Genomic DNA, 13,980 nt, shown 5'->3' with positions numbered 1-13,980 from the left:
GGGTCGTTAGCTCAGTCGGTAGAGCAGTTGGCTTTTAACCAATTGGTCGAAGGTTCGAATCCTTCACGACCCACCATCCAGAACTCCGCTTGAAAACGCCAAGCTCACCAATATCCAGCTTCAGTCGATTCGCTTTAATATCCAAGCTAATTTAGCCAATACTTTTCTACTTTTGTCTCATAGACCTATTGCCAATGTTTCAATTCTGTTAAACATCGGATAGTGCTTCTTGCTTTCTCAATCTGTCTTGGCTGTTGTGTTTTTTGCCGGATGGATTGGCATAACAACAAGGAGACAATCCAAGATGAAACAAGCAAGACTCACCGGGGTGTGTGCTGCAACCCTTCTGGCTCTGGGTGGTTTGGGGACGGCTCAGGCATCGGTATTGGAAAAGACTGACGTACAGTTTGGCGGCTATCTCAAGGCCGATATCATGTTCAGCGATTACAGTAATGGCGCCCCCGACTCCAACAACGTCTCACGCCAGTTCTATGTGCCCGGCGCCATCTATGGGGTAGATGGCAACGGCAATCAGGTGACCGACTTCCAGGCGCGGGAAACCCGTTTTAACTTCAAGACGGTAACAGATCTCGACGGCCATACTCTCACCGGCTTTATTGAGCTGGACCTCATGACTCATACCGATGGTGATGAGCGGGTATCCAACAGCTATTCACCGCGCATTCGTCACGCCTTTATCAGCTATGACAACTGGACCATAGGCCAGACCTGGACCACCTTTATGAACCCGGGGGCACTGCCGGAAAACCTCGACTTTGTCGGTGCCACCGAAGGTACGCCCTTTGCCCGTCAGGCGCAGCTGAGATACAGCAATGGTGGCTTTCAAATCGCCATTGAAAACCCGGAAACCACTATTACTCCCTATGGCGGTGGCAGCCGGATCACCAGTGGCAATGGGGTGATGCCGGATCTTATCGCCCGTTATAACTTCAAGACCTCTGGCGGCGCCAGTTTCTCTGTGATGGGGATGCTGAGGCAGCTCGAGCTTGAGACCCGTATCGCCAAGCAGGATATAGACAGCACTGAGCTCGGCTATGGCGCCAGCGTGGCCGGGATCATTCCTGTGGGCCGTGATGATATCCGTTTCACCGCCACCTATGGCGAAGGCCTGGGCCGCTATGTGGCGCTGAACTTTGCCAATGGCGCGGTACTGGACAACAACAACGACCTGCAGGCGATAGAATCCTACTCAGGCTTTGTGTCTTATCGTCATTGGTGGAACGAGCAGTGGCGTTCAAGCCTTACCTTGTCCGCTTTCAGCGCCGATAACGATGTGTCTCTGACCGGAGGCAGCGCCAATAAGGAATCCTATTCAGGTTATATCAACCTGCTTTACTCGCCGGTGAAGGCACTGACCTTTGGGGTAGAGTATATGTATGCCAAGAACGAGCGGGAAAATGGCACAGATGGTGAGCTTAACCGGGTCACCTTCTCGGCCAAATACGTGCTCTAACCCTTGTTGCGACCGGGAGCTGTGACTCCCTACTTGTGACTCCCTATTTATACTCTTAGCCAAGCCACCTCAGGGTGGCTTGCTTTTTTACTCTGGCCCTAAATATCAGGCAATTGTGAAATCTGCCTCAAAGGTTTAGGGGCTGTAATGAATGACATGGTTCCCCTTCATTGCAAATTCCGGTCATAGAGGTTCATCAACGCCAGAAGCAGGCAATGGCCCATTATGTTGGTTATCGTTGCGCTGAGCTTGCCAAACACTAATTCGCTATTCATGCCATTGATAACATTTGAGAAGTCATTCTTCACATGTTAATGCTTCGGGGTCAACTGGAGAGGTACCTGAAATGTATGAGCGGCTTACGTCGGTAACCCGTTTAAGCCGATTCTGGGGCAAGCTGAAAGTAAAAAAATGCCCCTCCAGGAGGGGCAATAGGAGGAAGTAAGCTTTTACTCTGTACGGTTGAGTCGCGACTCAATCAGAGTATCAATCACGGCTGGGTCGGCCAGAGTTGATGCATCTCCAAGGTTGGTTATCTCGTTGGCGGCAATCTTGCGCAGGAAGCGGCGCATGATCTTGCCGGAGCGGGTCTTGGGCAGGCCGCCGGCGAATTGGATAAGATCCGGGGTCGCCAGAGCGCCAATCTCTTTGCGCACCCATTGTCTCAGCTGTTGTCTCAGCTCTTCGGTGGCTTCTATGCCCTTGGTCAGCGTGACATAGGCGTAGATCCCCTGGCCCTTGATGTCATGGGGGTAACCCACAACCGCAGCCTCGGCCACCAGATCGTGCGCCACCAGTGCGCTTTCAATCTCGGCGGTACCCAACCGGTGACCGGAGACGTTAATCACGTCATCGACCCGGCCGGTGATCCAGTAGTAGCCGTCTTCATCACGGCGGGCACCGTCACCGGTGAAATACATGCCGCGGAAGGTTTTGAAGTAGGTCAGGGCAAAGCGCTCATGATCACCGTAAACCGTGCGCATCTGTCCCGGCCAGGAATCCAGCATCACCAGGTTGCCCTCGGTAGCGCCTTCCAGAATATTGCCCATGTTGTCTACCAGCGCAGGTTGCACCCCGAAGAAGGGACGGGTGGCCGAGCCAGGCTTGGTGTCCGTTGCACCGGGCAGCGGACTGATAAGAATGCCGCCGGTTTCGGTTTGCCACCAGGTATCGACAATCGGGCAATGCTCATGACCTATGACCTCGTGATACCAGCGCCAGGCCTCAGGGTTGATAGGTTCGCCCACAGAGCCCATGATCCGCAGCGAGCTGCCGTCAAACTGGTCAAATTGCTCCTTACCTTCGGCCATCAGGGCGCGGATAAGCGTGGGAGCCGTGTAGAGTATGTTGACCTGATGGCGGTCAATCATCTCGCCCAGGCGGGCAGGGCTTGGGTAGTTGGGCACACCTTCGTGAATAAGTACCGTGGCGCCATTGGCCAACGGGCCGTAAATCATATAGCTGTGACCGGTGATCCAGCCCACATCTGCTGTGCACCAGTAGACTTCGCCCTGCTTGTAGTCGAACACATATTCGTGGGTCATGGAGGCGTACACCATGTAGCCGCCCGTGGTGTGCAGTACACCCTTGGGGTTACCGGTAGAGCCTGAGGTGTAGAGCAGGAACAAGGGATCCTCGGCGCCCATCTCTTCCACTTCGCAATGCTCGGAAGCGGTTTCGGTCAGCGATTCCCACCAGACATCACGGCCGTCGACCCAGTTGATATCATTGCCGGTGCGTTTGAGCACTATCACCTTCTCAACCGTGGTGACATTAGGATGGGCCAGCGCCTCGTCGATATTGCGCTTGAGTGGGATGGCCCGGCCACCACGCAGACCTTCGTCTGCGGTCAGAATCACTTTGGAGCGGCCATCTATGATACGTGAAGCGATGGAATCCGGGGAAAAACCACCGAATACCACGGAATGCACGGCGCCGATGCGGGCACAGGCCAGCATGGCGATGGCGGCTTCCGGCACCATGGGCATATACATGGTGACCACGTCACCCCGGCGCACGCCCTGGCTTTTGAGGGCGTTGGCAAATTTGCACACTTCTGTGTGCAGCTGGCTGTAGCTCAGGGTGCGTTGATCTTTGGCATCATCGCCTTCCCAGATGATGGCGGTCTGATCGCCCAGTTTCTCCAGATGGCGGTCGAGGCAGTTGGCCGAGGCATTCAGCGTGCCGTCGTAGAACCAGTTGATCGACAAATTGTGATCGTCAAATGAGGTTTTCTTGACTTTGGTATAGGGCTTGATCCAGTCGATACGTTTTCCATGTTCACGCCAGAAACCTTCGGGGTTAACCACGGACTCCTGGTACATTTTCTTATATTTTTCATCATTTACCAGTGCATTGGCCGCAATTGCTGCGGGCACTTTATAAAGAGACTGAGTGCTCATTTGGCTTCCCTTTGTTTTTGTCATGCGTGAGCCAAAGTATGGGATGCTTGCCGGTGCCGTCTCTATTAGACATTGGTCTAGTTCTGAAAAAATGTTATTTATTAACCGGTTATTGCGTTTAAAACGAACAGCTTGAAGTACTTGAGCCGGCGCCGTTTTTTAGGGAAGGTGTGAATAAGTCCTCGCGGCACTCTGGCTTACACAGCAATTGGCGTTCAAGGCATCTGACTGAAGGCATGCCGGGGCCTGTCGAAGTCGGATAACGCAGAGAGCCGGTTGCTGTGTAAGCCCCGAAGGGCGTGGCTTACAGGCCTGCCTGCTGTGTTGTGCTTCTTACAAAGGACTAAGGCCATTTGCTGCGAACCACGCCTTGCATCCATGCCCGTAAGCCGACGCAGAGCACGCATGGGACTTGTTCGCACCTTCCTTAGCTTTTCAGGGCATTGAAAGCCGCCTGAAAACGCCGGGTTTCTGCCTCTGCAAAGTAAGGGAACATGAACGCATACCAAGGCAGCGGTTCATCAAAGCCATTGGCTGGTGTAATCTAGCCGGGATAACAACAGTCGCCGACGGCTGCGGCGACAATAAAGAGAACCCTATGAATCTGACCCTTTTTGTGGCGGTGATCGCCGTCTGTTATGTCTGTTTGCTGTTCCTGCTTGCCTGGGGCGCGGAGCGTTGGTTCAGTGGCGTCACCCGCAGGTTGCAGAAATGGATCTACGCCCTCAGCCTGGCGGTGTATTGCTCTTCCTGGAGTTTTCTCGGCACGGTTGGCCAGTCGGCCAATGACTTTTGGTCCTATCTGCATATCTTTATCGGCCCCATCATTATTTTTACCCTGGGCTTTGGCATGCTGCGCAAAATGGTGGTGGTGTCCAAGGCGCAAAATATCACCTCGGTGGCCGACTTTATCGCCGCCCGCTACGGCAAGTCGCAGCCGCTGGCGGTGATCATCACTCTCATTGCCCTGTTCGGCATCATGCCCTATATCGCGCTGCAGCTGAAAGCCATGGTATTCAGCCTAAGCCTGTTCCAAAGCCCGGATGATCCGCTCGATGGCGCCAAAGTCGCGCTTATCATCGCCGTGCTGCTGGCCATCTTTGCCATCCTCTTCGGCACCCGCAAACTGGATGCCACTGAGCATAATCCGGGGATGATGCTGGCTATCGCCTTTGAATCCTTGGTGAAACTGGCCGCCTTTGTGTTGGTGGGCGGCATAGTGGTCTTCGGGGTATTTGGCGGCTTTGGCGACCTCTGGAGCCAGGCCAGCGCCAAGGGGGTAATAGTCAATCCCAATCTAAGGCTCGAAGCACTGATGCCCGAGCTGATAGTCGGCATGGCGGCTTTTCTCTGTATGCCGCGCCAGTTCCACGTAATGGTGGTCGAGGCAGAAGGCGAGCAGACACTGTCCAAGGCGCGCTGGTTGTTCCCTCTCTATATCGGCCTGTTCGGCCTGTTTGTCGGGCCGCTGGCACTGGCGGGCAAGGTGCTGCTCGGCGACAGTGTCTCTGCCGATACCTATGTGATCAATCTGCCGCTGGCGCTGGACGCACCTTGGCTGGCGATAGTGGCGCTGCTGGGAACCCTCTCGGCCGCCACCGGCATGGTGATAGTGGCTGTGGTGACCATCAGTGTGATGATAAGCAACGAGTGGCTGGTGCCGGTACTCTTGCGTACCGGGCAGATCCGCCGCAAGAACTTCAGCCAGTTTTCCCAGCAACTGCTCTATGCCAGACGTCTCTCCATCGCGCTGATCCTGGCTTTCGGGTATTTCAGTTACCTGAGCTTTGAGAGCAGTGATTCTCTGTCCAACCTGGGTATGCTGTCTTTCGGTGCCTTTGCCCAGTTGGCACCGGCCTTGGTGGGCGGGCTCTACTGGAAACATGGCAATCGCGCCGGGGTGTTTCTCGGCATGGCGGCGGGCTTCGGTCTGTGGGGCTTTTTGCTGCTCAAGGGCTCGGGCGCTTGGGAAGGCGTGCTGGCAGGTCAATTTGAACTGTTAAAGGCGCTTAAGCCCAATGTCAACGATACCCTGTTGGCACTCGGCGCCAACCTGATTGGCTATATCGGCGGCTCTATCTGGCTGCGCGCCGGCTTGGTGGAGCGTATTCAGGCCAGCGCCTTTGTCACCCCGGGTGAGCTCAAAAACACAGGCAATCGCAAGACAGGCCCCATCAGCCAGCAGGACTTGCTTATCCTGGCCAGCCGCTTTGTCAGCCCGACCCGGGCCTATGAGAGTTTCTCGCGCTTTTCTGCCGATGCGGTGCGCAGCGACAGCTGGCACAAGACTGCATCGCCCGAGCTTATTGCCCATACCGAGCACATGCTGGCCGGGGTGCTGGGGGCTTCCAGCGCCTCTTTGGTGATGGACTCAGTGTTGCAGGGGCGGGATCTGGCCCTCGATGAAGTCTTCAGCCTGGTGGATGAGGCCTCGTCGAAGATTATTCTCAGTCAGGACATGCTGCGCGCCGCCATAGAACACGCCTACGAGGGTATGAGCGTGGTGGACAAAGATCTCAACCTGGTGGCCTGGAATTACCGCTATGTAGAGCTTTACGACTATCCGGAAGATTTTCTGCAACCGGGCATGTCCATCAGCGAGGTGATACGTTTCAATGCCTCCCGCGGCTACTGCGGCCCGGGGGATGTGAATGAGCATGTCGAGCGCCGGGTACAGCATATGCGCAACGGCACCGCCCACAGCTCAGAGCGGCGCAGGCGCGATGGCAAGGTGATCAAAATTCAAGGGAATCCCATGCCGGACGGCGGTTTTGTGATGACCTTTACCGACATTACCCAATATCGTGAGCAGCAACAGGCGCTGGAGCAGGTTAACGAGACCCTGGAGGCCAGAGTCAAGGAGCGCACCTATGAGCTGGCACTGCTCAACAGCAAGCTGCTCGAGGCCAAGGCCCAGGAGGAGATGGCCAACGCTTCCAAGAGCCGCTTTCTGGCGGCGGTGGGGCATGACTTAATGCAGCCGCTCAATGCGGCCAGGCTGTTTACCGCCTCTTTGAGTCAGTATCCCGGGCTGGACAGGGAAGGGCGACTGACCCTCTCCCATGTCAACAGCTCACTGAAAACCGCCGGTGAACTGCTGACCGATCTTTTGGATATCTCCAAGCTGGATTCCGGCATGGTGGAGGTAAAACGGCGCGACTTTGCCATCTCCGAAGTGCTCAACGCCCTGGCGGTGGAGTTTGAGGCCATGGCCAAAGACTGCCAGATCCGCTTTGCCATGATGCCCTGCAGCCTGACGGTCAATTCAGACCCGTCACTGCTGCGGCGGGTGCTGCAGAACTTTCTCACCAACGCCTATCGCTATGCCAAGGGCAGGCGGGTGCTGATGGGCTGTCGCCGCCGCGGCAGTGAGCTGGAGGTGCAGGTGCTGGATACCGGCTGCGGCATTGAAGCCGGGCAGCTTAGGGAGATATTTCATGAGTTCAAGCGCCTGGATAACCCCCATTCCAACAGCGTCAACGGCCTGGGGCTTGGGCTGGCGATAGCCGACAGAATAAGCAAGGTGCTGGAGCATGATATCCGTGTATCTTCGGTGCAGGGCAAGGGCTCTGTATTTGCCATTCGGGTGCCGCTTGGGGCCACTGTCAGCGTGCCGCAACCCAAGGCCATCTCTTCTGTGTTGCAGCCGCTCGCCGGAGTCAAGGTGCTGTGTATCGACAACGAAGAGGCTATCCTCGCCGGGCTCGAAAGCCTGTTGAGTCGCTGGCAGTGCGAGGTGATCTGCGCCCGGGATCTGAGTGATGCCAGGATCAAGCTGGGGCTCAAAGGGGTGGCGCCGGATATCATGCTGGCGGATTATCATCTGGATAAGGGCCAAAACGGCGTCGATGCCATGGATGAGCTCAGGGCCCTGTATGGGCAACATCTGCCCGGCATTTTGATCACCGCCAACACCCGCAAGGATCTGGTGGAGGATGTCGAGCGCCGCGGTTACCACTATATGGCCAAGATGATTAAACCGGCGGCGCTCAGGGCCTTGATCTCCAGCCTGGTGAAGAAGGCGTAATTCAAAAGCTCAGTGAAATAGCCTATGGAAACGGAGCCTGATTTATCGGCAATAAATCAGGCCCCGTATTTTAGCGGGTGACTTCTGTCTGTGTCTGTATCTGCGTCAGTGTCTGTGCTTGCGCCGGAATCCCGGCGTATCCTGCCGCTCGCCAGGGGCGATAAGCCAGGCCGTAGCTCAAGGTCGCCATGGTCCAACCGATAAGGGCGCTGGCGATATCGTGCGATAAAAAGTGGGCGCCGCGAAACTCCTGACACAGACTGAACACGGCGCCTATCAGCAATACCGCGCCGAGTAACTTAAAGCGCCATTTCGGCTTCAAGACCAACGCCAGATAATAAAGTCCCACCCAGGCAAAGGCGCCGCTGGAGTGGCCGCCGGGGAAACACTGGCCCAATTCAGTGTCAACGCTCAGGCTCATGGGGAAGGGCAGATAAGGCTGCTGGCCACCAAATAAACTGAGATCCCAGGGGCAGGCAACATTGGTCATGCTCTTGCCGATACGCACCAGAAGCACGGTTGCCAGGGCGCTTATAAACAACATCAGCAAGGGCCGGCGCCAGCGCTTCATTGAGGCTTTGAAATTGCTCAATACCAGGGTCGACAGCAACACAACTGCCGCCAGCACCACCAGATCCCGTCCTCCTGTGTGCAGCAGTTTGTCTGCAACAAAGGCATGGCGCCAGGGCCAGGCTGTGTCGGTGCCCTCAAATGCCAACATCCACTGTGCCAGCAGCAGGTCGGCATTAGTGATGTGCAGCAAGATAAGCACGCCAAGCCCTACCGATAACGGCAACAGCAGATGATGTTTGAACCAGTGTTGAAAACTCAGCGGGTGGCTTGCAATGGGCATTGTAATTCCTGTGACATAGTGCGAGTTGAGACAGAGTCGCAGCTGAGATCTGCGAAATAAAAGCCTGAAAAAGCGGGCGTTGAATTCATGGCGTTGAACTCATGGCCCGGCTGGTGGATAGGAATTATTCTGGCCGGCTCAGATTAAGGTCTGCTTAAGGTTGGGTGTTTTTGTCTCAATTGCCCGGAATGGCGTATTGCAATGAGTTGAAACAAAACCTTTTTTGCGTATTTTTTTACCACTGGTTATGTTACAGGGGTAGCTTTGCTATGGCGCTGGTTAAGTTGCGGTTTTGGCGGGGGTTCCCCACAGGTTTGCTGGTATTCAAATACAAGGAACAGGAATGAAGCTCAATAAACTCTTTTGGCTGACGGCCCTTGCGCTCGGCAGCCCCAATTTGCTGGCTGCCGAGGCCAAACTCCTGCGGGAGCCGGATCTTCGCGGTGATACTCTGGTGTTTGCCTACGCCAAGGATATCTGGAAAGTGTCGCTCAAGGGCGGCGAGGCGGTGCGCCTCACCAGCTTTCAGGGGCAGGAGATGCAACCCAAGCTGTCGCCCGACGGCAAGTGGGTGGCCTTTACCGGCGACTATGAGGGCAATCAGGATATCTACCTGCTGCCGATTGCCGGTGGCGAGCCCAAACGCCTGACCTTCCACCCGGATGTGGATCAGCTGGTGGGCTGGAGCCCGGACAGCAAGTCGGTATTGCTGCGCTCCGGCAGGGCCAATGCCCCAAGAGGCTGGCAGCAGCTGTTTACCTTGTCCATCGAGGGCGGCAATCCCAAGCCTTTACCCATGAACCGCGCCTTTGACGGCAGTTTCTCTGCCGATGGCAAGCAGCTGGTTTACCGCCGCGCCGGTCTTTGGGATCCGGGCTGGCGTAACTACCGCGGCGGCCAGAATCAGCCGCTCAGGTTGATTTCGCTCGATAGCCTGGAGGAAAAAGATCTGCCCTGGGACAACACTCAGGATCTCGAGCCCCAGTGGCACGGCGACTATATCTATTTCCTCTCCAACCGCTCCCAGGCCACCAATATCTTTCGGGTCGCGGCCAAGGGCGGCGAGCCGGAGCAGGTGACTCATTACCGGGATGCCGATGTCAAAGGCTTTACCCTGGATAACGACACTCTGGTATACGAATACCGTGGCGAGCTGGTGAAAAAATCGCTGGCTAATACCAATGCCAACGACAAGGGCGAAGCACTGTCCATCAGCCTGCATGCCGATTTCCCCTGGGTGCGGCCACGCTTTGAAGAGGTCGAAAAGCAGATAGAGTCGGCGGCCATTTCGCCTACCGGTAAGCGCGCCCTGTTTGTGGCCCGCGGCGATGTATTTACTGTGCCCGTGGAGCACGGCGATGCCCGTAATCTTACTGAAAGCTCAGACAGCCGCGAAGTGGGCGCCGCCTGGTCCAACGGCGGCAAACAGCTGGCCTGGTTCTCCGACAAGAGCGGCGAATATCGCCTGGTGATAGCCGATCAACTCGGCAAGCCGCAGCAAGAGATCAAACTGGCCGAAAAGGGCTTCTATAGCGGGCTTATCTGGTCGCCCGATGATAAACAGCTGGTGTTCAGCGATCAGCGCCAGCAACTTTGGCTGGCAGACTTGTCCAAGGGCAAGGCGCAGGTTATCGACAGCCAGCCGGTAGTGAACCCCGACTGGGAAATGGCTCCCAGCTGGTCGCCTGACAGCCGTTATCTGGCTTACAGCAAGCAGGATGACAGCTTCTTCCGCAGTCTCTACCTGTTCGATACCCGCAATAATCAGAGTAACAGAATTACCCAGGGCATGGCCGATGTGCGTTACCCAGTGTGGGACAGCGCCGGCGACAAGCTCTATTTTGCCGCCAGTACCGACTATGGCCCTCACGCCGCCTGGTTGGATATGACCTCGGTTGCCTTCACCCCGACTTACGGCCTCTATACCATGCTGCTCAATACCCGCACCGAGGCGCCCATGCTGCCAAGAAGCGACGAGGAAGAGGGCAGCGGTACTGAAGAGGAAGCCAAAGGCTCAGATGCGCCGCCTGCGGTGCGAATCGATCTCAACGGTATAGCGCAGCGGGTGCTGCCTCTGGGGGAGAGCGGTAAAATTCACAGCCTGAGTGCCGGTAAGCCAGGTGAGCTGTTCTATATGCAGGATTTGGATGAAACCACAGAGCTTCGCAAGTACAGCACTGAGGAACGTAAGGCCGATACCCTGGCCGGTGATGTGGATGAGTATCATCTGAGCCACGACGGCGAGAGCCTGCTGGTGAAAATTGGCGACAGCTGGCAGCAATTTGCCGGCGCCGCGCCCATGGGTGACGATGCCAAGACGCTTAACGTCAAGCTGACGGCCCGTATCGATCCCAAGGCCGAATGGCAGCAAATCTTCCGCGAAGCCTGGCGCTTCCAGCGCGATTACTTCTATGTCAGTAATCTGCACGGCGCCGATTGGGACGCGGTATACAAGGAGTTCCAGCCACTGGTCGCCCACGTGCGCCACGGCGCCGACATGACCTATCTGCTCGATAACATGGGCGCCGAAACCTCTGTGGGCCACTCCTTTACCAATGATGGCGATCTGCCGGAAATTGCCGACAACCGCACCGGTCTGCTCGGCGCCGATATTGAGGCGACCGACAAGGGTTACCGCTTCAGCCGCATCTATCGCGGCGAAAACTGGTATCCGGCGGACCAAGGCAGTGCGCCGCTGGCTCTCTATCCTCAGGTCAAGGCGGGCCAGTATCTGCTGGCAGTCAACGGCAAGCCGCTGGATAACAAGGCCAACTTCTATCAGGCCTTCCAGGGGACTCTCGGTAAACAGACCCGTCTTAGCATCAGCCCGGATGGCAGCGATAAAAAAGCCTTTGAGGTGACAGTGGTGCCAACGGCCAGCGAACAGGCATTGAGACGTAACGCCTGGGTCGAGGATAACCGCAAGCGGGTGGATGAAGCTTCCGGTGGCAAACTGGCTTATGTTTGGGTTCCGGACACGGGTGAGAACGGTTTCAGCTACTTCAACCGCTACTTCTTCGCCCAGAATCAGCGCCAGGGCGTGATCATAGATGAGCGCTTCAACCACGGCGGTTACATTGCCGAGTACATCATAGATGTGCTGCGCCGCGAGCGTAACGGCTACTTCAATAACCAGATGGCCGGCGATCACCCCATGACCAGCCCGGGCAGCGGTATCTGGGGGCCCAAGGTGATGCTGATCAACGAAGTCTCCGGCTCGGGCGGCGACATGCTGCCTTATATGTTCCGCTATTACCAAGTGGGCAAGCTGGTGGGTAAACGCACCTGGGGTGGCCTGGTCGGCATCTGGGGCGTTCCTTCCCTGATGGATGGCGGCCATATCACGGCGCCGCGCAGCGGTTTCTTCAGTATCGACGGCCAGTGGCGGGTAGAGAACGAAGGTGTGGCCCCGGATGTGGAAGTCGAGCAGTGGACCAAGGACACAGCCAAAGGCATAGATCCTCAGCTGGAAAAGGCCATCGCTATTGCCTTGGATGAGCTGAAATCTGCTGCGCCGGTGAAGCTGCCACAGCCCGCCGATCCTGTGCGGGTGCCTCAGGTGAAATAGCCCTGTGATATGGCTCTGATGAAATAGCTCAGGGGAAACTAGCCCAACAAAAAGCGCCGCTTGCCTTAGTCTTACAGGCAAGCGGCGCTTTTTGTTGGAAAACTATCAAAATTCAGCCAATTATTTTGTAAAAAATAACCAAGACAGGCTTTTATGGCTTTTGTCAAAAACTTGACCTATGACTAATTGTTTTCACAAACAGTACTGAGTATTGTGTAACTATTTCAGGTGCTTATCTTTAGCCTTTACTTAAGCTGGAAGCTGTTGCATTTTTCTGTTTTCAGCGGAATTCAGGGACGAACAGCATTCGCGCCCGTGCGGTAGCCATGAGGGTTACTCAGCTTTTGTAGAACGCTTGCTCATCGAATCAAGATAGTAGCTATGATTAACTAGGCACTTCAAATCAGTTGATCTAAAGGGCTTACAGTTCCGGCATAGTGCTGGCCAAGCACATGTGTGTATATTTGGGTTGTTTTCAGATCATTGTGCCCCAACAGCTCTTGGACGCTTCTGATGTCTCGGCCAGCCTGCAACAGATGAGTCGCGAAGGAATGCCTGAAGGTATGGCATGTGACCCTTTTCGCAATACCTGACTTGATTACTGCGGCGCTGAGGGCTTTCCGAATGACGCTTTGATGTAAATGGTGTCTACACATAGTCTGTGTGTAAGGGTGTTGGCTAATGGCCGTTGAGGGGAAAACAAACATCCATCCCGGACGTCTATATGCAGAGGGATACTTACGCTCCAGAGCGTAGGGTAAAGATGGGCCAATTCCTCTTTCGTTATCACGCGACTGTAAAGTATGAGCTTGTTCCATAAACACAGGTAATTGAGATGCACAGCGTTGGCTTAATATCGTCTGCCTGTCTTTACGTCCTTTACCGTCCCGTATGGTTAAGGCCAATTGAACGAGATCAATATCCTGGATCCGTAACCTAAGGCATTCAGATACTCTGAGTCCACTGCCATAGAGTAATTCAATGATCAACCTGTCACGCCCGCACAACTGCTGAAGGATGAGCTTGATTTCATCCGGGTGCAATACTGTTGGGAGTTGTCGTTGCTTACTGGCGTAACGAAAACCTAAGTTGCCAAGTTCTTGATGCAAGTGCTTGTGATATAAGTAAACTAATGCATTCAACGCCATCTTTTGGGTATTGATTGCCACATTACGTTGGTTGGCAATGTAACTCAAAAAACGGCCAACTTCGTTCGTTCCCATAGTCTCTGGGTGGCGTTTATCGTGAAATAGAATAAAAGCCTTGATCCAATAGAGATAGGCTTTCTCAGTCTTAACACTGTAACCGCGCATCCGCATGGTTTCCCGAACAGAAGTTAAAAAAGGACTTGGACTGGTCATTGCGAGCACCTGGACACTGTTTTTTTATACAGTATTATTGAGGTTTTGACAAAATGCCCAGAAATTTGGAGATAATTTTGCGCGTTATTTCTGCAACATCACAAAAAATAACTTAAAATTCATAAAGATATAAAACCATTTTGGTAGATAATAGGTTTGGAAACCGCGCATGCGCGTTTTGCTGCAAGGGATATTCGGGCTAAACTCTATTATATTTAACTAATACAAAGAGATAGCGATGCGCGTTTACACTCCTCCGATGACTAAAACGCGCATGCGCACTATACAGCTGTTA

At 54.8% G+C, this 13,980-nt stretch carries 6 protein-coding genes and 1 tRNA gene; 4 read left to right on the top strand and 3 right to left on the bottom strand.

Going from position 1 to position 13,980, the window contains the following annotated elements; genetic code table 11:
* Positions 1 to 76: transfer RNA gene (locus N512_RS0121435), tRNA-Lys, on the top strand.
* Positions 77 to 304: 228 nt separating this feature from the next.
* Positions 305 to 1,474, top strand: coding sequence for a DcaP family trimeric outer membrane transporter (locus N512_RS0121430; protein WP_028781639.1), 1,170 nt, complete (start codon positions 305 to 307; stop codon positions 1,472 to 1,474).
* Between the two features lie 449 nt (positions 1,475 to 1,923).
* Here N512_RS0121430 and acs read toward each other — a convergent pair whose 3' ends face one another.
* Positions 1,924 to 3,876 (bottom strand): acetate--CoA ligase, encoded by a 1,953-nt coding sequence (acs, locus tag N512_RS0121420; protein WP_028781638.1) that lies wholly within the window; start codon positions 3,874 to 3,876, stop codon positions 1,924 to 1,926.
* 598 nt (positions 3,877 to 4,474) lie between these two features.
* Here acs and N512_RS0121415 point away from each other — a divergent pair.
* The gene (locus N512_RS0121415; protein WP_028781637.1) at positions 4,475 to 7,903 is read left to right on the top strand and encodes a hybrid sensor histidine kinase/response regulator; all 3,429 of its coding nucleotides are present in this window, start codon (positions 4,475 to 4,477) and stop codon (positions 7,901 to 7,903) included.
* A gap of 70 nt (positions 7,904 to 7,973) precedes the next feature.
* Here the strand turns inward: N512_RS0121415 and N512_RS23605 are convergent, their stop codons facing one another.
* The gene (locus tag N512_RS23605) at positions 7,974 to 8,756 is read right to left on the bottom strand and encodes a phosphatase PAP2 family protein (RefSeq protein ID WP_051472918.1); all 783 of its coding nucleotides are present in this window, start codon (positions 8,754 to 8,756) and stop codon (positions 7,974 to 7,976) included.
* 343 nt (positions 8,757 to 9,099) lie between these two features.
* On the opposite strand from N512_RS23605, the gene N512_RS0121405 reads away from it, so the two are divergent.
* Positions 9,100 to 12,324, top strand: a complete 3,225-nt coding sequence (locus N512_RS0121405) for a S41 family peptidase (RefSeq protein ID WP_028781636.1) — start codon at positions 9,100 to 9,102, stop codon at positions 12,322 to 12,324.
* A gap of 398 nt (positions 12,325 to 12,722) precedes the next feature.
* Here the strand turns inward: N512_RS0121405 and N512_RS0121400 are convergent, their stop codons facing one another.
* Positions 12,723 to 13,685: an integron integrase gene (locus tag N512_RS0121400; protein WP_028781635.1), complete on the bottom strand. Its 963-nt coding sequence runs from the start codon at positions 13,683 to 13,685 to the stop codon at positions 12,723 to 12,725.
* Between the last annotated feature and the right edge of the window lie 295 nt (positions 13,686 to 13,980).

Origin of the sequence: Shewanella sp. 38A_GOM-205m, from assembly GCF_000518445.1 — a bacterium.
Classification (GTDB): Bacteria; Pseudomonadota; Gammaproteobacteria; order Enterobacterales; family Shewanellaceae; genus Shewanella; species Shewanella algae.
The sequence above is the reverse complement of the archived record's forward strand: the minus strand, read 5'-3'. Positions and strand labels throughout refer to the sequence as shown.

Bases quoted from the DNA above. Each gene is read 5' to 3' on its own strand.
- N512_RS0121430 (WP_028781639.1), top strand. From the start codon at position 305: ATGAAACAAGCAAGACTCACCGGGGTGTGTGCTGCAACCCTTCTGGCT.
- acs (WP_028781638.1), bottom strand. From the start codon at position 3,876: ATGAGCACTCAGTCTCTTTATAAAGTGCCCGCAGCAATTGCGGCCAAT.
- N512_RS0121415 (WP_028781637.1), top strand. From the start codon at position 4,475: ATGAATCTGACCCTTTTTGTGGCGGTGATCGCCGTCTGTTATGTCTGT.
- N512_RS23605 (WP_051472918.1), bottom strand. From the start codon at position 8,756: ATGCCCATTGCAAGCCACCCGCTGAGTTTTCAACACTGGTTCAAACAT.
- N512_RS0121405 (WP_028781636.1), top strand. From the start codon at position 9,100: ATGAAGCTCAATAAACTCTTTTGGCTGACGGCCCTTGCGCTCGGCAGC.
- N512_RS0121400 (WP_028781635.1), bottom strand. From the start codon at position 13,685: ATGACCAGTCCAAGTCCTTTTTTAACTTCTGTTCGGGAAACCATGCGG.